The 26,329-nt window shown below is 49.0% G+C and carries 17 protein-coding genes and 3 pseudogenes; 18 read left to right on the top strand and 2 right to left on the bottom strand.

Annotated features, from left to right (window positions below; translation table 11 throughout):
- Positions 1-66: 66 nt before the first annotated feature.
- The 12 genes and pseudogenes from ACY1JZ_RS02000 (at position 67) to ACY1JZ_RS01945 (ending at position 15,930) form a co-directional block, all read left to right on the top strand.
- Positions 67-2,472: an alpha-amylase family glycosyl hydrolase gene (locus ACY1JZ_RS02000; protein ID WP_462627843.1), complete on the top strand. Its 2,406-nt coding sequence runs from the start codon at positions 67-69 to the stop codon at positions 2,470-2,472.
- Between the two features lie 279 nt (positions 2,473-2,751).
- The gene (tnpA, locus tag ACY1JZ_RS01995; protein ID WP_462627842.1) at positions 2,752-3,153 is read left to right on the top strand and encodes an IS200/IS605 family transposase; all 402 of its coding nucleotides are present in this window, start codon (positions 2,752-2,754) and stop codon (positions 3,151-3,153) included.
- Positions 3,154-3,159: 6 nt separating this feature from the next.
- On the top strand, positions 3,160-3,540 hold the full coding sequence (locus tag ACY1JZ_RS01990; RefSeq protein WP_462627841.1) for a helix-turn-helix domain-containing protein: 381 nt from the start codon (positions 3,160-3,162) through the stop codon (positions 3,538-3,540).
- A gap of 161 nt (positions 3,541-3,701) precedes the next feature.
- Entirely contained in the window at positions 3,702-4,664 is a 963-nt protein-coding gene (locus tag ACY1JZ_RS01985; RefSeq protein ID WP_462627840.1) for a helix-turn-helix transcriptional regulator, read from the top strand.
- A gap of 109 nt (positions 4,665-4,773) precedes the next feature.
- Positions 4,774-5,019: pseudogene (locus tag ACY1JZ_RS01980) on the top strand (DJ-1/PfpI family protein); the annotation flags it as partial.
- Positions 5,020-5,420: 401 nt separating this feature from the next.
- Complete coding sequence (locus ACY1JZ_RS01975; protein ID WP_462627839.1) at positions 5,421-6,299, top strand: ADP-ribosylglycohydrolase family protein; 879 nt, start codon at positions 5,421-5,423, stop codon at positions 6,297-6,299.
- The gene (locus ACY1JZ_RS01970) at positions 6,296-7,222 is read left to right on the top strand and encodes an AraC family transcriptional regulator (RefSeq protein WP_270168477.1); all 927 of its coding nucleotides are present in this window, start codon (positions 6,296-6,298) and stop codon (positions 7,220-7,222) included. The genes ACY1JZ_RS01975 and ACY1JZ_RS01970 overlap by 4 nt, the downstream gene beginning before the upstream one ends.
- Positions 7,180-7,929: pseudogene (locus tag ACY1JZ_RS01965) on the top strand (aminoglycoside phosphotransferase family protein); the annotation flags it as partial. The gene ACY1JZ_RS01970 and the pseudogene ACY1JZ_RS01965, both read left to right, overlap by 43 nt.
- 219 nt (positions 7,930-8,148) lie before the next feature.
- Complete coding sequence (locus ACY1JZ_RS01960; protein WP_462627960.1) at positions 8,149-8,730, top strand: GNAT family N-acetyltransferase; 582 nt, start codon at positions 8,149-8,151, stop codon at positions 8,728-8,730.
- Between the two features lie 250 nt (positions 8,731-8,980).
- Entirely contained in the window at positions 8,981-12,238 is a 3,258-nt protein-coding gene (locus ACY1JZ_RS01955; RefSeq protein WP_462627838.1) for a dockerin type I domain-containing protein, read from the top strand.
- Positions 12,231-15,122, top strand: a complete 2,892-nt coding sequence (locus tag ACY1JZ_RS01950) for an S-layer homology domain-containing protein (RefSeq protein ID WP_462627837.1) — start codon at positions 12,231-12,233, stop codon at positions 15,120-15,122. Before ACY1JZ_RS01955 ends, ACY1JZ_RS01950 begins: the two co-directional genes overlap by 8 nt.
- A 130-nt stretch (positions 15,123-15,252) precedes the next feature.
- Complete coding sequence (locus tag ACY1JZ_RS01945; protein WP_270168483.1) at positions 15,253-15,930, top strand: response regulator transcription factor; 678 nt, start codon at positions 15,253-15,255, stop codon at positions 15,928-15,930.
- Here ACY1JZ_RS01945 and ACY1JZ_RS01940 read toward each other — a convergent pair.
- Positions 15,927-17,999: a sensor histidine kinase gene (locus ACY1JZ_RS01940; protein WP_462627836.1), complete on the bottom strand. Its 2,073-nt coding sequence runs from the start codon at positions 17,997-17,999 to the stop codon at positions 15,927-15,929. The two genes, ACY1JZ_RS01945 and ACY1JZ_RS01940, sit on opposite strands and share 4 nt — an antisense overlap.
- Before the next feature lie 258 nt (positions 18,000-18,257).
- A pseudogene (locus ACY1JZ_RS01935) lies at positions 18,258-19,724 on the bottom strand (preprotein translocase subunit SecA); the annotation flags it as partial.
- A gap of 210 nt (positions 19,725-19,934) precedes the next feature.
- Between ACY1JZ_RS01935 and ACY1JZ_RS01930 the strand changes: the two are divergent.
- From ACY1JZ_RS01930 to ACY1JZ_RS01905, 6 genes are all read left to right on the top strand, one after another.
- Positions 19,935-22,082, top strand: coding sequence for a sensor histidine kinase (locus ACY1JZ_RS01930; protein ID WP_462627835.1), 2,148 nt, complete (start codon positions 19,935-19,937; stop codon positions 22,080-22,082).
- A gap of 7 nt (positions 22,083-22,089) precedes the next feature.
- A complete protein-coding gene (locus ACY1JZ_RS01925; RefSeq protein ID WP_462627834.1) occupies positions 22,090-22,794 on the top strand; it encodes a response regulator transcription factor in 705 nt (234 codons plus the stop codon).
- Positions 22,795-22,925: 131 nt separating this feature from the next.
- Positions 22,926-23,612, top strand: a complete 687-nt coding sequence (locus tag ACY1JZ_RS01920) for a response regulator transcription factor (protein ID WP_462627833.1) — start codon at positions 22,926-22,928, stop codon at positions 23,610-23,612.
- 89 nt (positions 23,613-23,701) lie between these two features.
- Entirely contained in the window at positions 23,702-24,628 is a 927-nt protein-coding gene (locus ACY1JZ_RS01915; protein WP_462627832.1) for an ABC transporter ATP-binding protein, read from the top strand.
- On the top strand, positions 24,621-25,364 hold the full coding sequence (locus ACY1JZ_RS01910) for an ABC transporter permease (RefSeq protein ID WP_462627831.1): 744 nt from the start codon (positions 24,621-24,623) through the stop codon (positions 25,362-25,364). The genes ACY1JZ_RS01915 and ACY1JZ_RS01910 overlap by 8 nt, the downstream gene beginning before the upstream one ends.
- 20 nt (positions 25,365-25,384) lie before the next feature.
- Positions 25,385-26,287 (top strand): sensor histidine kinase, encoded by a 903-nt coding sequence (locus tag ACY1JZ_RS01905; protein WP_462627830.1) that lies wholly within the window; start codon positions 25,385-25,387, stop codon positions 26,285-26,287.
- The last annotated feature ends 42 nt before the right edge of the window (positions 26,288-26,329 follow it).

Below are 26,329 nucleotides of genomic sequence, written 5' to 3'. Positions count from 1 at the left end.
GCTGCTCTGGCGTCTAATGTCAGCAAGCGCTCTACAGTGAGGAGAAATCGGAAGGGAGAGTTTTAAATGGGAAAAAGATTGTATAAGCAACTATTGACATCCTTACTTGCAGTGCCGTTTCTGACTACAGTACCTTTGGCCGTATCAGCAAATTCAACACCGACCAATTCCCCAGCATGGACAAAAGATTTAATTATTTATGAATTAAGAATGAAAACATTCACGCCGCAAGGCACCTTCAACGCCGCGAAAGCCAAGCTGGTTGATTTAAAGGATCTTGGGATAACTGCAATTTGGTTGAATCCTATATCTTCGTATACCTCTGATTATGATGTCACGTATAGCGTAAAGGAGCCGGATCAGGTAAGCAGCGCTTTTGGTACTGTGAGTGATTTCGAGGCTTTTGTGACAGAGGCACACGCACAGGGAATAAAAGTTATTCTTGATATTGTCCCTCATGGGGTCACGTTTGATAGTAGTCTTGTAGCTAATCATCCCGATTGGTTTAAGAAGGATGCGCAAGGCAACATTATAGGTACATGGGACATGGCAGATTTTGATTGGACCAATCAAGGGTTTATTGACTGGTGGGTAAACATGTGCAAAACATGGGTGAAAGTCCACGGTGTAGATGGTTTCAGGGGTGATCTTGAACCTGAAATCTCAGGGTATAGCGTATTTGACCGGATAAGGACTGAACTCAATAATGAGGGATATCCCATAGTGATGATTTCTGAATTCAAGAATACAAGAAATCATGTCTATGATTTTGCTCAAGTTGATGTGGGAAGCACCCATGTTACACAAGGATCGAAGGATTTTCTCTATGAGAACGATATCGTCGATGTCGTGAAAAACGGCATCAGCCTAACCAATGGCGGAGCCGAAAAGTGGTATACCTACGCTTTGAGCACCCATGATTCCTATGCATATGGAGCGCGATTAAGCAGGCTGAGAATGGGGTATGAATTGTTGTTCTCTCCATTTATACCCATATTCATGGCAGGCGAGGAGTTTAATAATCCTATCGATCTGTCACCATCTAATTACGTGTTATACTTCAATACGATAGATTGGTCGCAAAAAACCGGTGCAAATCTCATTTTCTATAATGACGTGAAGAAAATGATTGCTGTAAGAAAAGCGAATCCTACCCTGTTCACAACATTCCCAGACGATCACAGGCAGAGTAATATCGTCAAGGTAAATAACAGCGGGTCGTATCAGACTACACCCGCATATGCAAGGTATAATAACAGTGGAACGGCAGCAGTTATAGTGGGAAATAATGGGGAAGCAGGTAATTGGACCAGTAATTCAGGGTCGTGGACAGTCGAGCATGGAGAATTGTCACAAAGAGAAGATACACAGTTTGGACACAACAATGTAATAACCGGCAGGACCTGGAACAATATGACCATAGACCTGGATATAAGGAACGCAGGCGATCCGGATCAAAGTGACCAAAACTGGGCCGGGGTACAGTTTAGAAAGACGAATGCTGCAGATGGTTATGATCAGAGTGGTTATAGCGTACTCTGGAGGTCAAGCGGTAGTTTAATACTCTACAAAGGATCGGCAGGCGGCGGTACAGTACTCGTGGAAGCAACACCAAACCCTGGGGTATCTCCACGGCAGTTCCGTCATCTGAAAATTGTAGCATCAGATTCAAACATCAAGGTTTATGTAGAAGGCAATGCAACACCAGTAATGGATTACAATGACAGCACCTTTTCAAATGGTTATGTCGGACTCGTAACCGGCGGAATGCATGCGCATTTTGACAATATCTCAATAACAGGCGCAACGAACTTTTCTGATGATTTCACAGGAGCCAATAAGAATGTGGTTCTTAACATTCCGTTGCAGGATATGAATATGGACCGATACCCCACTTATAAAGTTACAGACCTGATGACGGATGAGGTTACAACCGATGTAGCTGAAAGTAGCCTGCATAATTATACGGTTTCTGTTGCCGGCAACGATATGAGAGCGTTAAAGATCGAAGGTCTAGGGACTAGAGCAACAAACTTAGCTGCCGGGGCTGTAGCGACCACATCAACCAGCATACAGAGCTATGGGTTCTTCACCAATCAATTAAATGATGGGAACACAGATTCGGGCTGGTCGTCTGTTGGATATTCGGACGCTAATCATACAGAGTGGGCAGAAGTGAATTGGGGACCAACGAACAAATACTTCAACACGGTGTATTTGACCCCTAGAAAGGATTTGGCAGGGGGCGGGTTTCCAGTGGATTTCGTTATTGAAGTTTGGAATGGAACGACTTGGCTTCCACTAGTAACACAAACCAATTGGACAAGTCCAGGCTATAATCAACAGGTATTCACATTTGGAACACAATGGGCGACGAAGATCAGAGTGAGGGCTACCAAGCTTAGCTACATGGGAGCGAATGACCCGGTTTATCGCTTTCAATTGAATGAAATCGCGGTAGCATATAAATAAGTAAACGTTAAGGCAGGCTTGAAAACCGCTCAATCTCTTAGTTGAGAGCTGTACCCCCATTTATGGACACTGTATAAAAACGGTTAACATAGCCTTAAGCTGCTAGGAGATGACTTCTGTATTCGTCAGGAGTCATCTTATTTAACCGCTAGTTGTCAGAGTTCCCCCACCTTCTAAAGTGGGGGATGAATGGCAACGGCCTGATCTACATTGACTCCTACCGCCTAAGATACTATAATAAAATGATTCAGTCGTATAGTAGGAAAGGTAGTAGAATCGATGAAATTAGACTCCAATAACCACTCAGTATTCTCATTGAACTATCACTTGATTCTAGTCATCAAATATCGTAAGAAAGTCATTACCGCTGAAATATCCGAACGTCTGAAAGAGATATTTGAGTCCATTCAACTACCCTACAAAATCACGCTTCAGGAATGGAATCATGACCAGGATCATGTTCACGTTCTCATGAAGGCGCATCCCAATACGAACATTTCCAAGTTTCTCAACGCTTACAAAAGTGCATCCTCCAGGCTTATCAAAAAGGAATTCCCTATCATCCGAGAGTCACTTTGGAAAGAGCATTTTTGGTCACGTTCCTATTGTCTGCTCACAACGGGTGGAGCTCCAATAGACGTAATCAAGAAGTACATCGAAGACCAAGGCATGAAAGGATGAATCGTATTGCTGAAAGCCTTCAAGTATCGCATTTATCCGAATAGCCAGCAGCAGCTTTACTTTGCAAAAGCCTTCGGTTGTGTTCGATTCATCTACAATCGGATGCTTGCAGACAAGATTGACCATTACCAAAAAACGGAAACGATGCTCAAGAATACACCTGGTCCATACAAAAAGGAATTCGATTGGCTGAAAGAAGTGGATAGCCTTGCACTTGCTAATGCTCAACTGAACTTAGACAAGGCCTATAAGAACTTCTTTCGTAATGGTTACAAAAATGCAGAGGTGAAACATCTTGCCTTGCGAGAATGGACGTGTCCAGCATGTCATGTGCATCATGACAGAGACGTAAATGCTGCTCAAAACCTTCTGAAACTAGCAATGTAATACTGCATCTTCTGGGTTAGGAACTAACCTGTAAGCTTGGGTAAACTTGGAGCAGTAGCTCTATTGACCAAGAAGCCGCCACCTCTTAGGTGCTTGGTAGTTCACCTAACCAGCTACAAGTGACGTAAAGTACAGTGGTAATCAAAGGTGAGGGTTACGTTATGTCAAAAAATGATCATATGCTAACCATTCTATGGATGTTGAATTCGGGAGAGAAATGGACTGCAAAGCAAATATCGGAGAAGCTGGAGATACATATCAGAACCGTGTATCGGTACATGGATGCACTATGCGCCAGTGGCGTCCCGATCATATCCGACACAGGGCACAATGGCGGGTATAGCTTGCTGCGCAATTTTATTACAGCTCCTCTGCTATTTAGCATGGATGAAAAAAAGACGCTGCTTCATGCTGCCCAATTTGCAAAAGAAGCCGGTTATCCTCTGAGTGAGGCATTAGAGAGTGCAGCCTCCAAGTTGAAAATGTATTCGAATCAGGAGCAGGAAAGCCTGCTAAACTATCATTTAGCCGGATTTGAGGTCATAAACCGCAGGGGATACCCCTCTGTTCAGCCGATATTGCAGCAATTGGAGCACGCTGTAGCAAATGAATGGTCAGTAGAAATTGCTTATCGAAACCGTCATGAGGAGCAGTCCTCCAATAGGGTAATAGACCCCTATGGCGTAGTGAATTGGAACAATAAGTGGTATACAATTGCATTTTGCCACCTGCGGAATGAGCTCCGCAGCTTTCGAGTAGAACGAATGCTGAGCGTCTCACGCACGACCTTCTCATTTAGGCGTCCCGATGATTTTTTAGCGCGGACTTTTTTCATGAACAATCTATTGCCAGATGCAGGAGGCAAATCCAGATTCATTTCTCTTATTATTGGCGGCAAGGCAGAGGCGTTGGACGATTTATGCCTACATTGGTTTCTGGAGCATCATCTGCAAGAGCGGACATCAACGCAAGCCATTTTTTTACTTGAGGAAGAATTACTGTATACACATATTCCGAATATCATTTTTCCCTATGGGAAATCCATTCAAGTGATAGAGCCACAGCATCTGAAGAATAAACTGGTGGCGGTTGCTTCAGAGTTAATGGAATATTATCAAGGTTAACAGCTTCACTGACAGCAGTTGTCAGTGAAGCTGTTTTATTATAAGGATAACCACTCATTCAAGAGGAATGGTTGCTGGTACCTAATCACTATATGAGGAGCACTTGGAATTGAATCATACCGTATATCTTTATGTGTTGGATACGATGTCCGATTGGGAGATAGGATATTTGGCCGCGGAGCTGAACTCTGGCAGATACTTCAGACAGGGGCTGCCTCCAGCAAAGATAGTCACCGTTGGGCTTGATAAGACTCCAGTCACTACAATGGGCGGATTGAAAATCATGCCTGACATTAAAGTGGAGGAGTGCAGCATGAGAAGCGGAGACGCCCTGATTCTACCTGGCGGGAATACATGAACAGAATCGATACACGTGCCTATATTAAACATTGCCGAGATAGTCAATATTTCTACGAATTAATGCATTCAATCTAATGACTAGAAATCGGGTTTTTTCCTTCCTCGCGCATTGACAACGGTGTGTAGAGCTATATAATAACAATTAGATATTAACAAAGTGTTATTAACAAAATATAAACAACAGGTGGTCAGGATGACGGAGCCTCGACAGTGAAGATAACGACGACTGTCAGAGCTTCAACAGGTTTACGAGGTCATTCTTGGACAAGAGCTTTTGCCGCGGCATTTCGGAGAAAGATTACGTCGTTGGTCACAGTGATTCAATGAATTTACCAAGAGGATGCTGGAGATCGACCCCAAGCTTGATCACTTTAACTGATTCAGGAGGGAGATGCTATGAGTCTGATTAACAAAATCAAGGGCGGCCTGTATGGAGTAGCAGTAGGCGATGCATTAGGCGGGACGACGGAGTTTATGTCCAGCCAGGAAATTCAAAAGAAATATGGGTATCTCACCGAAATTGTGGGTGGCGGAGTGTGGGAGCTTACTCCAGGGGAAGTAACGGATGATACCATGATGACCCTGTGTGTGGCAGAGGGAATTCTAAGAGATTCTCACAACCCGAAGCAGGCCATCGGGGAGAAGTTCCTCGAGTGGTACAGCTCAGACCCCAAGGATATCGGGAATATCATTAGAAGAGTTCTAAGCAGCTATCAAGGAAACTGGTTTGAGGCCGCATATTTAGCCCACTTGGATTTAGGTCAAAGTGCAGGTAACGGTTCCCTTATGCGCTGTCTCCCGGTGGGTTTAATCTACCCGAATCTTTCCAATATTGAACAAATATCACGCTTACAATCGAAAATGACTCATTATGATGAACGTTGCAATCAGGCTTGCGAGATATACAATCGGATGGTTTGGAGACTCCTGGATGGTGAGAAGCTGACGGAGGCCGTCCACAGAGAGATCATAAGCACGGAATACAAGGATATTTTGAATGGAATTCCGGACTGTGAACCGAGTGGTTATGTCGTTCATACGTTTCGTCACGTTCTCCACATCTTGCTAACAAGCGATTCCTTCTCAGAGGTTGTTGAGCGAGCAGCTAACCTGGGAGGAGATTCGGATACCATTGGGGCAATAGCAGGAGGTCTGGCTGGCGTCCACTATGGATATGAGGGTATACCTGAGCGATATTCCAGTGTAATCCTTATTAAGAATACCCTTGATTCGTTGTCAGAACAGATCATCGAGCTGCGTAACAGGCTGGTATGAATTCATTTAAATATTACAAAGATAGAATGGATCGAGTAACGACTTATATTAGGCAAAATAGTCATCAAAAACTCAGCCTTGATAGGTTGGCGGATGTTTCTGGTTTTTCAAAATATCATTTTTCAAGAATATTTACATCGATTGAAGGTGTGCCCCCGATCGCATTTGTGAATCAAGAGCGTCTACAGCAGGCTGTATATTTGTTGGCTGAAGCCAACAAGACGGTCTTGGACATATCAAATCAATGCGGATTTGAATCCGTATCCAGCTTTAATGCTCTCTTTAAGGAGCACTATGGCAAGACCCCAAGCGAGGTTAGAAATAGCCTAAAGAAAAATAGCAATTTCTCTGTACATTTCAGCAAGAAGCAAGAAGAGTTAGCTTCTTCTGTGGAATACAATAGAGATGGGAGAAATCATCTGTTAAGCAGGGCTTGGGAGAAAATGATAACCATCAAGGAACTGCCGGAATATGAAGTGGCGTATGTTCGACATGTTGGGAGTTATATGGACACTCGTGTGGCATGGGAGAAGCTGGGGCGTTGGGCGATCCAACAAGGACTTACTCCAAAACATCATTATTTTATAGGAATATCCTTGGATGATGGCCATCTTGTAGAAGAATGGGCTTGTCGTTACGATGCTTGTGTTACATTGCCATATGGATTTGAAAGACACGAGCAACATAAGACGCACGTGGAATTTAAAACACTGTCTGGCGGAATGTATGCTGTCTATCCATACTACGACACCATCGATAAATTCGTTCTCGCCTATCAAAGCGTATTCGGTTTGTGGTTGCCGAATAGTGAGTATGATGCTGACGATAGACCATGCCTCGAATTCTGCATGAATGATCCATCCAGCGATAAGGAAGGGAAATGCAAAGTCGATCTATACATCCCGATCAAGCAGAGAATATAACTCATCCTATGGGAGGAAGACGGATATTGAGAAGCCCGATAAGGAATGTGGAATGGATAGAAACAGATGAAAGCATGAATGATCTATTCAATCAAGAAGCCGCCTTGACCACGCAATCAATGAGTCATGGAATGGAAGCTGAGGTCATGAGGATAAGCTCAGATCAAGAGAGCTTTGTATTGAAGGTATGGAATAAAACGTCCAAGCCTGATATTCGATTTCAATTCCGCTTATTGAAAGTCCTGTTCGAGCGAGGAGTATCCGTCTCTAAGCCGGTTGGATGGGGGATACATTCTAATGGAGATCAGGTGTTGTTGACCCGTTTTGGAGGTACGCCCGTTCTGAAGCTGAATGACAAGAAACTGACTGAAATTGCGAGCATCTTATCAAAAATACATCAAATTCGCGTTGAAGAGATTGGAAGCCTACAGCTTCCAAAGCACGATTTCATGGATTACTTTTTCCCAGGGGTCGGAGAACATGCTGACCTGTTGGATACTGTATCCTCCCTTGTGCGAAAAGCCTCAATACAGCAGAATTGTATCATTCATGGTGATTTTCATCTAGGAAACGTAGTGGAGGACAAGAACCGATACACCATAATAGATTGGACGAACGGACAATTAGGCGATCCCAGATATGATTTTGCGTGGTCACTGATACTGCTCCAAATCTACACTTCGGATCGGCATAGGAATGAGTTTCGTTCCGCTTATTTATCCGAGAATCCCATTGAGCAGGAAGAGCTTGAGGTTTTTGAGGCGTTAGCTTGTCTCCGCTGGTTATTGCTTCATAGAAACGGTGGGGTGCCCCAAGGGTCGAATACCATGGAGAAAGTAAAGGGCCTATTCCGAAACAATCGATTCCTGAAGGAGCGGGAGTTCAAAGATGTCTCAAGACAAAAGAAAGCATGGGGTGGTGACGGAATGAACGTAGAAGCCATTTTCGATCAATTTCCTATTCTCAAGTCTGATGAACTGATATTGAAAAAGATTGAAGATCATCATATCAACGAAGTATTTGAAATCTATGACAATGACACGGTCTTTGAATACTGCGGTATTATCCCCAAACACAATAAAGATACGGTAAAGAACATGATCGGGCATTTCGAGCGAGATTATAGTAAAAGGTCAAGGGTCAAGTGGGGGATCTTCGCGCAGGCTGAACCTAATCGGCTGCTTGGAATCATTGAAGCTTTTGATTTGAATCAAAAGGTAAATATGGTGACGATCGGCTACTTTTTGGCGGAATCGCATTGGGGAAAAGGAATTGCTAGCGAGGCTCTAAGGATATTGCTTCATTTCTTGTTCATGGATGTCAATATAAACCGAATTCAGGCTGAAGTGATGCCTCCAAATGAGCATTCCAAAAAGGTACTCTTGAAGAATGGCTTCATCAAGGAAGGAACGCTACGACAAGCAACATTATGGGCAGGTAAGGGAATTATCGATTTAGAGATGTATAGTATGTTAAGAGAAGAGTATATAAACCGTGAACGTAACTAGGCCGCATCAAACTGGACGGATTCCACTTATCCATGTACTTCATGATCTTCAGCGACAGGAATAGTTTGGTTTAGGTTTTCATGGGCTCCCTTTTGAGTAGACAGGTTTGCAACATAAGCCGCTGCTTGAAGGGGAGCTTTCTTATGGGGAAAAAGTGGTGACTAAACGTCACTGGTTTTCGACAGGTGGCTCCTTTACAGTTTAGAAATAAGCCTGTGAAATTTGACTTCAAAAAAGGAGCGTACCGGAAATGATGCGAGGCATGAAGAAGAAAATAGCGTTATGCGCGGTGGCACTGTTGTTAACGCTTCCCATCCTGTCGAGCCTGGGGGGGACGCGAGTTGTAGCCATATCGACGGTGGGGGAATATCCCCTTACCTATGGCGCCAAGGAATTCACCTCTTCTCCGAAAATCGACGGAGGCCATATCGTGTATACAGTCGGCAGCAATGTGTACATGTACGATACGGCATCGAAACAAAAGCGCCAGCTCACGACGAGCGGCAAAGCAAATTCACCGGAAATTCGCGGTAATCATGTCGTGTGGGCTGAAAATCGTGATGGAACGACTGATATTTTCCTCTACGATATCATGAGCCAGGAAGAAACACGGATTACCCATACGGACTCGGTGTACGAGGTCAAGCCACTGCTCGCAGGTAGCGAGCGGCTGTACATTGTGTACGGTATCGGCAAGGGAATCTATCTCTACGACACGGTCAGCCGACTATCCGAAAAAATCAACACGATCAGTGATACGGACACCTCGGTTCAGAACGGCTACTCCGTCTCGGGCAACCGAGTGGTATGGCATGAGTACAGACCCAATCCGGCTGCAATGTCGTTCTACCTGTATACGATAGGGAGCAACGGAATCGCGGTCCCGATTGCGCCTGACGCCAACAAGGCGGTATCTCAGCCCAATCTGTCTATCTACGAGGACAAGCTGGTCTGGATGGACAGACGGACGGGATCAAGCTACTCCAATATTTATTTGTACGATTTGGCAGACGATAGCGGGCGCTTCCTTGATCCCCGCGACAACAATCAGAGCGCGCCCGTCATGGACGACGGCAAGGTTGTATGGCTTGATAATCGCAGCGGAAAAAATCAGGTGTTCAGCTATGACCTGTCCTCATCCTCCGGTACATCGGTGACGACTTCGGATGTAGCCAAAAGCAGTGTCGACAGCTTCGGGAATACCATCGTCTGGGTGAACGGCAAAAATATTTATGCCAATGCCGACATAGGGCCCCGTCCGATTGAGGCCTTGAATCAGGCAGCGGATGCGGAGACGATGCGCGACTTGATGGAGAGCGCGGAGATAGGCTTGGCGCTCGGGGATTACGCCAATTGGAGCAAGCTCAAAGATAAGCAGGCTGTGGGAAATAGCGTATGGTCGTCCCGTCCGGATCAGGGCTTTGCCAGTCTTGCAGACGTGCAGGCTGCTATGGACGCCGCCATTGTGGAACGGAGCCCGATCGCGCGTGTGAATACGGCCTATCCCATAGCGGTGTTGGCCGAAGCATTGAATAACCCTGACCTGGGTCTGGACATGTCGGCCTACCAGGCATTAGGCCCGAAGGATCGAGCCGCGGCGGTACAAACCTTCTCCTTCAATCGCGCTTATGAAGGCTTCGATACGTTGGAGCAGATGCAATGGGCGCTGGACGAGGCGGTTCTGGCGTGGTCATCGTCCCAATTCCACTATATTGACGACATGGACATGAATGGATGGTTCGGTGACATTGCGGCTGACAGCAAGGGCAAGCTTTATGCAGCTTATACAGATGATGATCATGGCGGGAAAGCGACGCTCCGACGTTATGACCAGGCAAGTAGCTCCTGGCTTCCCGTGGGCGGCAGCGGTTTTAGCGATCATGCTGTTAAAAGTGTGATGGCTATAGCATTTGATAGCCACGACACGCCGTATGTCGCGTTTTCGGATGAAGGGAACGGCAAAAGAACCACGGTGATGAAGTTTAACGGAACCACCTGGGAGACGGTCGGCAAAGCGGGTTTTACGGCGAGTGGTTACCCCTACTATTTATCCTTCGTCATCGGTGCGGGAGATGTCCCCTATGTATCCTATTCGGAGACGGGAGCAGGCGGGCGCGGGCATGTGATGAAGTTTAACGGCACCGACTGGGTCCAGGCTGCCTCGAACAATCCCATGTCAAGCGGAGCGAGGTTTATTCAACTGGAGCTCGATAGCGCGGGTACACCCTATATCGGCTTTAACTTACTTGTCGGAACGTCCTTTGAAGCAAGAGTGATGAAGCTGGACGGAAATACGTGGCGCAATGTCGGGAATCCGCCTGCAAACCTGAATCCATATTATATGGAGTTTGCGATCGGCGATGACGATACGTTGTATATCGATATGGTCGTCTCATCTCAATATGTCGTTTTTAAATACGATGCTGCAGAAGGGAAATGGATGGAGCTGGAGCAGGAGCAAAGCATGAGCTTAACCGGCGCCCATCGTCTCGTTGTACATGGAGAGGCACTGTATATGGCTTCTCCTGAACGGAACGATAACAATCGCGCGACGATTATGAAGCTCCAGGATGGCGTATGGTCGCCGATCGAAACGCCGGGATTCACGGATATTGCTCCCGATGGAGAGTACTCGAAAATGCTCTGGGTCGATGACGTCCTCTATTTCGGCTTCCTCGTGAGAAGTGGGCCGCGAGGGAATCTAACGGCAGTTATGGCAAACCATCACTCAGATACAGCGCCGGTATATACGATTGGAGCCATCCAGGATGTCGAGCTGCCGGAGTTAAGCGAGCGTTATCTACCGGGCGAGCAGCCGGCGACTTCGATTGCAATTAAGAAAACCGGGACGGGTGTATTAACCAATGTGAAGGCGGAATTAGGCGGCAATCATGCAGCGGATTTTGAGTTGACGCAGCCGACCCTTGGCACCTTGAAGAAATTTAAACCGATGACACCGCTGACGATCAAGCCAAGAGACGGGCTCGCTGCGGGTACCTATACGGCTACCGTTACGGTGACAGCGGATCTGGCGGAAGCGGTCAGCTTTACGATTACACAGACGGTCAAACCAGCCGCCGGTGGTTATCAGGTCACATACGATGCGGGTCAATACGGCGTACTTGACGGCGAAGCAAGCGAAGAGGTTCCGGCAGGATCGTATCCGTCAGCGGTTCCGGTCGTGATGGCGAATGAAGGCTACGCGTTTGTCGGATGGAGCAAGGACGGCGGCGCGACCAAGCTGAGCAGCGAAGAGGTGGCGGCTGCAGCAGTGACCGGGGCTGTAACCTATACAGCTCATTATCTATTAATGGGAGATGCCAATGGCGATGGGAAAGTAACCAACGCGGATGCATTGCTGCTCACCAAATTCATCAAGAACTCAGCGTCGCTGACTGCGGAGCAGAAGGCGGCGGTGGATATGAATGGCGACAACAATTGGGACTGGGTCGATGTGCAGATGATATTGTCATTGTGTGTAGGGAAGGGAGGCCAAACGAATGGCTAAGCGCAGTGTAAGCATGGATTTCGTCTATGCCAGAATGCTGTCCATCTGGTTGGTTCTGAGCCTGATGGTTGGCCCATTCGCGGGTCAGGCAGCAGCGGCTCCGCAGCCTCCGTATAGCGGCATGATTGAAGTGGAAAGCGTGGAGGGTGCCCCCGGTGACACGGTGAGTATCTCCGTATATGCGACGCCGGAAACTATGGTCTGGGCATACGACATTACGCTGCAATACGATGCAGCGGTTATGGAGCTGGTAGACAATCACGAGGTTGCGAACCGGATCGAGATGGATGAGGAGAACTTTGAAAGCTTCGACTATAGTCTGCAAGGAGCCGACAGGGTCAAGGTGAGCGCGAAGCTGACAAGCAACGTGCTGCTCGATAAAAGGGAGCTGTTTGCGCTCCAATTCAAAGTCAAAGACGCCGCGGCGTCTGGAGCGGCGGCGGTCGTTGTACCGGAGCATCTGGGGCTGCTGTTCGAAGGGGACGACCCCGGCGAAGCGATCGCAACGCCAGGCGGGGTCAACATCACCGCCGCGGTAGCGTCCGCAGACATCGTCATCGGCAGCGTAGCTGCAGTAGCAGGGACGACCGTGCAGGTACCCGTAAAGGCGGCCAGCGTCTCGGGAGGCATCGCGGCATATGAAATGCAAATCGATATCGATCCTGCGGTGATGGAAGTAACGGGAGTCGTCAGCGAATCAGGCGACTATCTCGATTGGAACTTCGATAGCAAGAAGGGCTGGCTGAGGGTGGCATGGGTGGACAGCGATGGCGGCGAGTCGCCGATTGTGACGGGCAATACGCTGTTTACGATCTCGCTTGCCATCCAATCGACAGCTTCCGCCGGAGTCCAGACGCTGGACTTGACGGATAAGAACGATACAAGGTTCTTTTCGCTGACCAACGTCTCCGGCCTTGAGATGGATAAAACGCTGGTTTCGGGGGAGATGACGATCACCCCGGCGCCGTATGATACGTATACGGTAACCTTCGATTCGCAAGGAGGAAGTGAGGTAGCCGCGCTTGATCCGGTAAACGACGGAGCGAAGATCAGCGCTCCGACCCCGCCGACATTAGCGGGCTCAACATTTCTCGGCTGGTATAAGGAAGCGACTGGCGGAGCGGCATGGGACTTTGAGGTCGATACGGTAACGGGGCCTATCATCTTGTATGCTCGGTGGCTCAAAGACAGCGTACAGACGGCGCCTGTTGCCGCCAACGTGATCGTCACCGGCACGCTCCAGATTGGACAGACGCTGACGGGCAGCTATAGCTATTCGGATGCTGAAGGGGATCAGGAAGGCGCGAGTACGTTCAATTGGTATCGCTCCGACGATACTGCAGGCACGGGCAGGACGGAAATTCCAGGAGCGACGATGAAGACGTATACGCTGCAAGCGGACGATGTCGGCAAGCACATCAGCTTCGAAGTTACACCGGTAGCGGCGACGGGGACCTTGACGGGAGCATCCGTCGAAAGTTCAAGATCGGCGGCGGTGGCTCCAGCGGAGTCCAAGCCCGATCCGAGTCCATATCCAAGTTACTATCCTAGTCCTGCCCTGGCTCCTGAGCCGAACCCTTCAACTGGCGGTTCAGAGGATGAGGGGACGGCGACTGAAGGTGTGGACGTGCTGGTCAACGGCAGAGCGGAACGTGCGGGGACAGCAAGCACGGAGCGGATCGGCGGCCGGCAGGTGACGACCATCGTCGTTGACGAAGCCAAATTGAGACAGCGCCTGGATGAAGAAGGCGAGCGAGCCGTCATTGCGCTGCCAGTAGCTGCAAGAAGCGATGTCGTGATCGGCGAGCTGAATGGACGTATGGTGAAGAGCATGGAAGGGAAGCAAGCGGTTGTCGAGCTTCGCACCGAAAATTCGGTGTATAAGCTTCCAGCCGGCTTGCTCAACATCGATCAGCTCTCGCAGAGCTTCGGTGTCAACCAGGCATTGCAGGACATCAAGATTCGCATCGAGATCGCCGCTTCCGCAGGCGAGACGCTTCGAGAGGCGGAGCAAGCGATGACGAAGAAGGGACTCGCCATCGTTGCGCCGCCGGTAAGCTTTGCCGTTCATGCGGTGTACGGCGGCAGGGCGGTGGAGGTAACGACATTCGGCGCGTATGTGGAACGCACGATACGGATTCCGGATGGAGTTGACCCTTCGCGCATTACAACGGGCGTTGTTGTGGAGGAGGATGGAACGCTCCGCCATGTGCCGACAAACATTGTCCGTATCGATGGCACGTATTACGCGAGGATCAATAGCCTGACGAACAGTCTGTATTCGGTCGTGTGGCATCCGATGAAATTCGTGGATGTGGCCGGACATTGGGCCAAGGATGCGATTAACGATATGGCTTCGCGGATGATCATCGAAGGCGCAAGCGCCGATCGCTTTGAACCGGATCGCGCGATTACCCGAGCCGAATTCGTGGCGATTATGGTACGCGGACTCGGTCTGAAGCCGGGGAGCGGTGCGGGCAGCTTCGGAGATGTTGACGCTGCTGCATGGTACAGCGGCGCGATTCAAGCGGCATCCGAATACGGATGGATCGATGGATTCGAAGACGGTTCCTTCCGTCCGAACGCCAGGATCACGTGTGAACAGGCAATCGTGATATTAGCGCGCGCCTTGAGCATCACAGGCCTTCAGAGCGCAAGCGGGCCTCGCGATGCGGCGGAGATTGTGGGCGCGTTCCCGGATTCCGCGAGTGTATCGCCTTGGGCATGGCAGGGAATAGCGGACATTGCGGCTGCGGGAATCCTTCAAGGCAGAAGCCATGGCGAACTCGCGCCCGGCGATAACATAACTAGAGCTGAGGCCGCTACTTTGATTCGACGGCTGCTTATGAGCGCCGGATTGATTAACGAAGATTTTAGCGCATAACGCAGCACGAACCCCGATTTGTCCATGAGACGAAGCGGGGTTCGTTTGTGTATACTTCGCTTGGTCACAATTTGTCGAATATGCTAGAATGATAGTTATATAGACTATTGGCAAAAGGAGACTTCATGCCATGAAACCGCTTGACATCATCATTGCCGATGACGACGAATTGGTTCGAATCGGACTGGAGCTTGTATTGAATGGGGAAACGGATCTGCGCGTGGCGGGAACGGCATCGGATGGGGAAGAGGCGCTTCGACTCATACGCCGCTGCAGACCGGACATCGTATTGCTGGATTTGCAAATGCCGGTGATGGACGGACTGACCTGCATTCAGGAAATTCGGAAGCTGCATGCCGATTTGCCGATTCTGATCCTCACTACGTTCAGCGAGGAAGAATTTATCTTCAGGGCACTGGCCTACGGGGCAAACGGCTATTTGCTCAAAGGGCTCGATTCCGACCAACTGGCGAGCAGAGTACGGGAAGCGGCGAAGGGACGGTATTTGCTCCCTGCGGATATTGCCGCCAGCATCGCCCGTTATGTGCTGACGAACGACAATTGCATCAAGCGGAGCGGCATCTTTCGTTTTTTTGAGCGCAGCCCGCAATTTAATAAAACCGAGCAGACGATTATGCTTCAACTGCTGAATCGCCTGCCCAACAAAGAGATTGCCGAATCGATGCATTTTAGCGAGGGTACGATCAAAAATTATTTGACGACCATCTACGAGAAGCTGTCTGTCCGAGGCCGCAAGGAGGCTGTTGATTATCTGGAAGCGATGGCGGGCAGAGGGCTGCATGGTTAGCTCTCGTCCAACGGCAGAGCGAGATAGAAGACGCTGCCGCCTTCCCCGCTCGATACGCCGACCTCTCCTCCGTGCCGCCGCGCGATTTCTTGTACGATAGCCAGCCCGAGCCCGCTGCCTTGATCGTTGCCTTGACGATTGGTGTAGAATCGGCGGAACACATGGGGGAGCTCCTCCTCCGGGATGCCCCGTCCGTAGTCTGCAACCTCGATCATGAGCGCTGGCCGGCCGTTGACGTCGCGACGAATCGTGCCGTTGATCGTGATCGTCTCGCTGATCCCTCGACTGAACTTCACTGCATTGCCTACATAATTCTGCAGTGCTTGCAGGATGCGGAAGCGGTCAACGACTACCGAAGCTTCGCTGATCTCCGCGTGCCGACTGCCATGCACTTGCAGCACGTAGCTTTCCTGCTCCAGCTCCGGCTCGAATCTTCTGCGTATATCGTCCATCAGCACGTTAGCCGTAATGCGTTCCATGTGGAAGGGCAGCTCCCCTGACTCCAGCTTGGACAATTCGAACAAGTCCTGAATCAGCCGTTCGATATAGGCAATCTGGGCAACCAGCTTCGCCATAATGGCTGGATGTCCCGTTCCCTGCTTGCCCTCTGCCATCAGCTGCAAATATCTGCGGATGCCAACCACCGGCGAGCCTAGATCATGTGCGATATGGACAAGCATCTTCGTGCGGGTCGACTTGCTTTCCGCCAGTTGCTCGTTTTTGCTTCGCAGGTCCTCCGTCCTCGCCCGTACCTTTTCCTCCAGCTTGATGTTGACCCCCGCCAGTTCACTCACCAAGGCGTCGTTGCGGCTTGACAGAAGCGAATATCGATATGCGACGATAACCGTCTGCGCCAGCAAGAAGAGGACCACCGCATAATTCGTTGCTTCGAAGGTATCTGCCCAGCCCATATAATAGAAGGTATCGTTGATAATCGCAATGGTGAGCACGAGCAAGCCGAACAAATGAATCAGCGCTCCCTCGCGCCGGCGCAGCATGGCCTTGATGCCCACGTAGAACACAAAATAAAGCAAAATGGCCGCTTTGACCGCGGTCTGTTGCAGCAGCGTTGAGGTATAGGTATCGGCCGGATGCATAAGCACGTACAGGGCAAGCCCGGCGGTGGTCAAATACGATAAATAAAGCATCGCCCGATGCACCTCGCGAGGATAGAGATGCTTCATCAATAGAACCAGTAGGATGTAAGCGAGCAGCTCCACAAAATACTCCAGCTTGACAAGCAGCTCCCAACTGTCGATGCCGAGCAGCAGCTTCGATAAATATCCGTTCAGCAGCAGCGTCCTGACCGCCACGGCTACCGTGACAAGTCCCAGGTATAATGTAGCCGGGTCTCGTTTGCGGATGGCGCAGATGACGAGATGATAGGCGCCGATAAACAAAAACCCGCCGATAATAAAAATGTCGTACAACAGTTCTCTCACGATATAAGGCGTCAAGGCCTCGATGCCGCCATATAATATTTCCCTACGGATGCCCCCTTCGCGGAAGGAATAGTTCGATACCTGAAGAAGGAGTTCAATATGCTCTTGTTTGGGCTGAAAATAAATCAGATTGATGTGCGCCTGAGGGGTCTCCTGCTGATTGTTGATGCCTACAGTGCCCAAGCCGCTTTTCTCCGCGCCATCGATCCAGACCCTGTATGCGCTTCCGATCGAGCGAATAAACAGCCCCCGGCTTGTCCCTACTTCTTCGGGAGGAATGCGGAAAAGCAGCCGATAGGTTCCGTGACCGCGCCCCGTCTCCAGCAGGCCATTATCCGGTTCTGCGCTCCATGAGGCGGGTACGCGGATCGGCATCATGTCCAGCCCGCCCAGCCGCGGATCGCCAGGCTCCAGCAGCCTCTCGCGATAAAACTCCCATTCGCCGTCCAGCGGCACGATACCGCCGTCCTTGCCACGATCGGCATCAAGCAGATCGAGTACGCCTGGATCGGGAAGGTGCTGTCTCTGCGCGGCGTCGATGGTCGACGTTGCCAGCGGCGCAGCGGCCATGATCGCAAGCCCCAGCATCAACAGCATCATCGCTGCCCCCAACATGCGGCTGCCCATCTCTATGTTCCCCCTCATGCGACTAAAGTCTTATGTCCTGCGAACAGTATAGCACAGAATCAAGGGGTCACCTTTTAATATTTTGACAACCCGAATATCGGTTTTGCTAATCTACGAAGCAAATAAGCAAGCATTGTGCCTGGGGTCCATGATCCGCGGTTCAGCAAGTAAGGCTGATAGTGGTCGTTGATGATATAAGTCCAAGTGGAGGGAGGGTTCTCCAGTCCGAACTTTTTCCACATTGCCGGATCATTTGAACGCCATATTCGTCGACACCGTCACGGCGCCAATTCCCCCCGCTTTGGCAATGATCTCGGCCTCTTCAGCATCGTTTTTTGCATTCAAAATTTGGCAAGGGACGCCGGCAGCCGATAACCCCTTCGCAAGCATATCAGATTCTTCGACACTTGACGTACCGATAAGAATGGGACGCCCCGTTGTATGGACGGTCAAAATTTCTTGTACAAGCGCCTTGAATTTCGCTTCCTTATGGGTATAAATCCGGTGTGGATGGTCAATTCGCAGGTTTGTCCGGTGTGGTGGAATAGGCACGACTTCCAGACCATAGATGTCCTCGAATTCGATTGCAGATACGCGTGCGGTAGCTGTCATGCCGCAAATCTTGGGATATAGGCTAAGGAAATGCTGAAGGGTAATGGTGCCGAGAACCTTCCCGCCGGTTTTCAAGGGCAGCCCCTCCTTGGCGTAAAGCGCGGCTTGCAGCCCCTCTGGCAAATGCCTGTTCTCCGCCACACGACCGGTATATTCGTCAATCAGCTCGATGTTATCGTCCCGGACGATGTAATCGACGTCCCTTCTCAATAATAATTCCGCATGCAGCGCACAGTTTAACGACATTAACAACGCGCTATTATGGTCTTCGTACAGATTGTCGCATCCCAGCAGTGATTCGGCCCTTGCCGAGCCGGCTTCGCTTAGATAAACGTTCCGCTTGAACGCATCGAAGTCGTAATGCTCCTCCTCTTGGAGCTGCCGGACTATGGCTGCAAGGTGACTGACGTCGTTGCCGGAGGAGCTAGCTTCGCCGGCGATGACTAGTGGCACACGCGCCTCGTCGAGAAGCAGGGAATCCGCTTCGTCGACGATAACGTAATGGAAGGGACGGTGCACGGTATCGGCTTTATCCAGTGCAATGGTATCGCGTAAATAATCGAATCCCGCCTCTTTGGCTGTAACATAGGTAATATCCGCGGCATACGCTGCCCGTTTCCGTGGCAAGCTCATGTCCGCTTGCACTGCGTCTACCGTTAAGCCGAGGAACGTATAGATCGGCCCCATCCAATCGGCATCCCTTTTTGCCAAATAATCATTAAAAGTCAACACATGAACACCTTTTCCGGTTAATGCATGCAGATAAGCGGGCAGGACGGCGGAGAGCGTTTTTCCTTCGCCAGTATGCTGCTCAATCAGGAATCCCTCATGCAGGGCGATGGCAGCCATAATCTGAACATCGTAGGGCTGTAACCCCAGTACTCTCTTTGCTGTCTCGCAAACCAGGGCATAGGCATCGATGAGCAGATCGTCCAGGGATGTGCCCGCTTTGGCTTTATTTTGCAGTCGGCGAGATTCCGCTTGCAGGAGCTTCTCATCCCATGTATCCAGCTTCCGTTGCAAGATGAGCCGGGCTTTGTCCCGATAGCCATTCAGCCGGAGCCGTGCTTCGCGATCCTTGAAATGTTGAATGAACTTAACGGCAACCTTCATACGAATCTCTCTCCCCTTCATAATAAGAATATATGAAACCATTATACGGCTGGGAGCCTCTTTTGTCAGTTAGGGCGGCAGTTCTATCAAACCTCGCGCTAATCAGAGAGCAACGTAATGTTGCAGGGCACATTTTTCCGTGAATGATGATATGATTAAGTAGTTCACGTATGTTTCGCGCATCTTATAGATAGGGGTCGATTTTTTAACATGAAAGGTATACGTCGATTCGGCTCTCATACTATCCTGCTATATATAGCGGTTGCAATTGTAGTTGGTCTGGCTGCAAGCTATGCCGTCATCCCTGTACCGGACGCTCCTCAGTTCAAAAGTGAGAAGGGTATACTGGATCTAACGCAGGCTCATATCAGTGAGAATCCGCTCCCGTTAAATGGAGAGTGGGCGTTCTACTGGCAGGAGCTGCTGTCACCGGAGGACATACAGCTTCGTTCGGCAAGGGAGGGGAGCATCGACCGTTGGATCAGCATCCCGGGCTCCTGGTTAGGAGATCAGTTAGAGGGTCAGCAACTGAAAGGTACAGGCTATGCAACGTTTCGGCTACTCATCCAGCTTAGCGAGCAGGATCGACACGAGCGGCTTGCTCTGCGGCTGCCGACTATCTTTCATGCATATACATTATGGGTGAATGGTGAGCGGCTGGCAGAGGTGGGCACAGTTGGGCCCAACAAGAGCAGCATGACCCCGCAACTGGCCACCAAGCTCGTGTTCTTTCAACCCGAGCAGGATAGGGTGGAGCTGGTGATGCAAGTAGCCAACTTCCATCATAAGCGAGGCGGCATCACCAAATCTATCGAGCTGGGCGGCAGTGATGTGCTAACGGTCCAGACCAATCTGAAGATCGCCGCCGAAATGTTCATCACCGCAAGCCTGCTGGTGATAGGCGTGTATCACCTGATGTTGTTCATCCTTCGTCGCAAAGACAGGGCTACATTGTATTTTGGTTTGATCACCCTGTTGCTTGGTATCCGATCCTTATTGGTCGGCGAGCACTTGGCTACACAGTTGTGGCCTGCTTTTCCATGGGGCTTGCAGTTCAAGATTGAGTACCTGATTCTTTGCAGCAGTGCTTACATCATCACGATGTACTCGGATTGCATCTTTCCCCGTTATGTGTCGCGTTGGTTTCTGCTTGGCTCACGCATCGTAACCGGCGCATTCTGTATCGTTGTTGCGGTGACCCCTGCACTTATATATACCCAATTGTTACTGATCATCGGTGTGATGATTGTTCTGCATATGGTGTATCTCATGGTCGGGCTGGTTCTAGCTGCTGTGCGGAGAAGGGAGGAAGCGCCGCTCTTCCTGCTGGTGTCGATGGTTGCTTTAGTTACGGTCATTAACGATTTCTTATACTACAGCGGATGGTCACCGATCGGTAATACCTCTTCGCTTGGTCTGTTGGTGTTCACGATCGCACAGATGATTCTGCTTTCCTCGAGATTTACGAGGGCGGCATCGAACGAGGAGCGAATTACACGTGAGCTGCAGGAGGCTAACCACAGGCTGAGCGAAATGAATATGAATCTGGAACGAACCGTGCAGGAACGCACACGGGCCTTATCCCTGGCTCATGATGATCTGCGTACTTCCTATGACCAGTTGCTTCACTCCGAGCAAGGAAGGAAGAAGCTCCTGGCCTATATTACACATGATCTGCGTATGCCGCTGTCCAGCATGCTTGGCTATGTGGAAGCTGTGCAGGATCGGGTCAAGCCGGAACGTAATGAACAGTATCTGCAGTATATCCGTGATAACACGATCAGGATTAATCGCATGATTGAGGAGCTGTCCTTCTTGTCGCATTTGGAGACGGGGCAGGTCTCGTTCCGAATGGAGCCGGTTTATGTGAGTCACTTTTTGCGTAGTTTTTTTGAACAATATGAGCTGGTGGTGCGTGATGCAGGGTTGGAATTCACGCTGGATACGGGGGAGGCAAATACTCAGCAAAATCATCTGGCTGTTGTGGAGCTGGATGTGCAACGATTCGAGCAAGCTTTGTTTAATCTGGTGTCGAACGCAATGAAGTTTACCGCCGGGGGTGGGCGGGTGCGCATCGCGTTAGCTGTAGATGAGGTGAATCATTCCCGATATGCGATCATTAGCGTACAAGATTCTGGCATCGGTATCCCTCCAGATCAGCTCGAGCAAATCTTCGATCGCAATTATAAATATTATCAACCGGGAGCGGAGCAGGGAATCGAGGGCAGCGGGCTTGGGCTGGCGATATGCAGGGAAATTGTGCACGCACATGGAGGGACGGTTCGAGCGGAGAGCGACGGCAAGACGGGGGCGATATTCTATATATCCCTGCCTTGTACTGTAGACGAGGGAAGGTGATAGGTGCGTGGATGCTCACAAAATAATGATCGTCGATGACGATCCCCATATATGCGAGATTGTTCAGGTATATTGCGAGCGGGAGGGCTTCATAGCCTCCTGCAGTCATAGCGGAACCGAAGCGATGAAGCTGCTGAGGTCGTTCGAGCCGGATCTGATTGTACTGGATGTACTGCTGGCGAATGAGAATGGCATAGATTGGTGCAGGAATGCGCGTAGCTACACGAATGCGCCGATCTTATTTCTGAGCAGCCGCGAGGAGGACGAGGTGAAGATCAGCGCACTAGCCTATGGCGGCGACGATTATATAACCAAGCCGTTCAGTCCTGGCGTGCTTATGGCCAAGATCAAGGCTCATCTTCGTCGGATGTCGGCGGGCAGAAGGGAACAACTGCTGGAGTTACCGGGGCTGACGCTGGATTTCTATGCACAGTCCGTCAACATCGATAGTAAAACCGTCTTCCTATCCAAGAAAGAGTTCAGTCTGTTATCCTATATGGCTCAAAACGTGAATCGTGTCGTCAGTGTCGAGACGTTATTTCAGCTTATCTGGGGAATGGAGAGCTTGGAGGATACGAGAACGGTGGCTGTACACATCAGCAATCTACGCAAAAAAATCGAGGTCGACCTGACCCATCCAGAGAGAATCATTACGGTTCGGGGGCAAGGATATATGCTGGTTGCCCGAAATACGTCACAGGGGCGGATATAGCGTTCAGATGGCTAGTGTTACAATGTGTGCCGCTAACACCCTACAGCTAGAAGGGCTTGAAGCAGGCTGCTTTATGTTTAGTGAGCCGAACCGTATCGCAAATATCTATATTTCTGGAAAGAGGGGAAACCATGTCATTCAGCATATTGGTAGTTGAGGATGATGCAGACATTAATCGATTGCTATGCACCGTCCTTGGCCAAAAGGGGTATCGAACAGAATCGGCGTTTTCTGGAAGTGAAGCAAGGCTGCTTTCATCCATGCGGAGTTATGATTTGATACTGCTAGATCTGATGCTGCCAGGCATGTCCGGAGAAGAATTATTAATACAACTCCGTAGCCACTCGTATGTGCCAATTATCGTCATCTCAGCCAAGGCGAGCATGAAGGACAAAATCAACATGCTTAAAGGGGGGGCCGATGATTATATAACGAAACCTTTTGATAAAGAAGAGATCCTGGCACGGGTTGAGGCGCAACTGCGGCGCTATAAAAAGTTCATTACTTCTGAGGAAACGTCTGAACGATTGGTTCATCAGGACATTATTATGGATATGTATTCAAGAACAGTACAAGTAGCGGGTAAGCCCGTATCGCTCACTTCCAAAGAATTTGAATTGTTGGCTATGTTGGTACGATCCCCCGGTAAAGTGTTTACCAGAGAGGATCTGTATCAAGCTGTGTGGCATGACAAGTATGCGATCGAAGATAATACGATTAACGTTCATATGAGCAACCTGAGAAGTAAGCTCTCTAAATATAATCCGAATCAAACCTATATCGAAACGGTGTGGGGGATTGGGTTTAAATTGATCTGACTTTACGAATTCTTTATGTTTATTTATGCTTTGTTAAGGATTTTTGGCTGGTTGATTAGGTAGAGTGGAAGTACGAGGTGAACATCATTATGCAAAAGAACGACATTATGGCCGCAAAATCATTGATGAAAAAGTACGGGACCTTTACTGCTCTTTATCCCACTACTTTGTCTATAGCCAAGGGAGAGATTCTTGGGCTGGTAGGCAAAAACGGTGCCGGTAAAACAACACTGTTGAAGCTAATTACAGGTCAATGTCTCCCTACAAGTGGGGAACTGCAACTGTTTTCGATGTCAACTCCTGATGGACTGCAACAGGGAAGAAAGCGGATGGGCGCAGTCGTGGAGACACCTTGCTTCTACCGTGATATGACAGCTAAGCAAAATCTGGAGTACTACAGGATACAACGTGGAATTCCCGGTAAAGAAAGTGTGTATGAAGCTTTGAAAGATGTGGGTTTGGCCAATACTGGCGGCAAAAAGTTCAAGGATTTTTCCTTAGGGATGAAGCAACGGTTGGGACTTGCGCTTGCGCTAATGAATCACCCTGATTTTCTTGTCTTAGATGAACCGATTAACGGCCTTGACCCGCTTGGTATTGTGGAAATTCGAGAATTGTTGTTGACCTTAAACCGCGAGAAAAATATTACAATGCTTATTTCCGGTCATGTGTTGTCTGAGCTTCAGAGTCTGGCATCTGTGTTTGTATTTATCGATCACGGGAAATTGATCAAAACGGTGACAGCCCGGCAACTTGAGGAAAGCTGCGAACAATATCTCAGGCTAGTCGTAGATCGTGAAGCCGCGGCAGCAGCTCTACTGGAAAGACATTTCCCACACATTCACTACAGCATTCAACCGGATAAGTCTATCCATATTTATAATTTATTAGAAATGTCGGGTGAATTCAATCGAATACTGGTGGAGAACAATATTCGGCTCTCTAAAATGGAAACGCGAGGAACGAATCTCGAGGATTATTTTATATCCTTAGTGGGAGGGACAAAGGATGCCTAATTATTTGAGAAGCGAGCTCTACCGACTTGTTCGCAAAAAGGCGGTTTTTGTCTTTCTGGCACTCTGCATACTCGGGCCGCTCTTCATAACATTATTGACAGCATCTACGGGAGGCGAGTTATATGCGAATACGGAGGTTACCTTTAAGGCTGCTTTGAGTATGTGGAGTTTGCCTTTTTTTATTGTTCCAATTTTGGTCAGTTTGCTGGTATCTGATGAATTTACAGATGGAACATTCAAGAATACGGTTGCCTATGGCATATCCCGCAGCACTTTTTTCTATGGAAAATGGATCATAGAGCTGTTATTATTCATCGTTTCTTGGACGATAACGTATAGTTCACTTACAGCGAGTGTATTTCTAATATTGCCCAATACCGGAGTGTCTTATTTCCTGGATTTTACACATTCAATCTTTGGTGTATTGCCGCTGCTACTCGCCGCTTTGACGGTTTCACATTGTCTTTGTTTTTTGACGGAAAAGTCGTTGCTTCATCTGGTGTCCTATGTTGTTATTATGATTGTCCTGCCTGAACTGTATTTCATGTTTGTGAATAGGATACCCGCTTTAAAAGAGGTTGTGGAGACATTACCGTTGTTTCCTTATGCTGCGGCAAATGATTTATTTTGGATGAAGCCCAATGGACTGCTGCTCTGCTGGATCATTGGAGCATCTTATGTACTCCTTGCTTTGCTGGTCAGCACCAGGCGGGTAATGGTGAAAGAGTTCAAATAAGACTCAGGGGGCGTGATAAAATGGTAACGTTTGTGCTGGCGAGTGCGACGATCCTTTTTGCTACGCTCTATTGGCTACTCCGCAGATCCGTGAAATTGGCGACGGATCAAATCAAACAAGTTCTAAAGGATCGACATACTAACCGACGCATTCACCTTCATTCGCCTGACAAGCAGTTAGAAGCGCTATTGGTCGAAGTGAACCATATGATATCTGTTCAACAGGCTGAACGAATCCTCCATGAGAGGAAGGAGGTACAAATTCGCAAGCAGATTGCCAACATCTCACATGATTTGCGTACTCCACTGACTTCAATACTCGGTTATATCGAGCTATTGCAAGAGAAACCTATTTCTACTGAACAAGCTGAGGAATATTTGCTTGTTGTCGAGAAGCGTACAAAAGCCTTGCGTTCACTCATTAGCAGTTTTTATGAATTATCCCTAATTGAAGCTGGAGATTATCTCTTAGTGCCACAAAAAATTGATCTGCAGGTTCTGTTGAAGCGAGCATTGGCTGATCATTATTATGAAATATCTGCAGCAGGCTTCGAGGTTGTTCTTGAGCTTGCGGATGAGAATTGCTTTGTGATCGCGGACGAGGACAGTGTGATGCGCATTTATTTGAATGTACTGCAAAATGTTCTGAATCACGGACAACGTTTCTTACATTTGTTTCAGGGAGTAAAGGATGGAAAGCTTGTGACGATGATTTCCAATGAAACATCAACCTTGTTGAAGGAAGATCTCCCGCATTTGTTTCAACGAAGCTTCACCGCAAATCGGGCGCGGACGAAGCGCAACACCGGATTGGGGCTGGCGGTCGTGAAGGGATTGATGCAGCAAATGGGCTATGACGTCCGTGCAGAATATCATGAACCTCTGTTTACCGTTTATTTGGAGTGGGGGGAACGGGAACTATGATGCCAAAAGTCACAGTCGATAATGAAATCGATTCAAGGGGGA

The organism is Paenibacillus sp. J5 (genome assembly GCF_054955055.1).
Note: the sequence above shows the minus strand (reverse complement) of the source record. Positions and strands in the feature narration are given on the sequence as shown.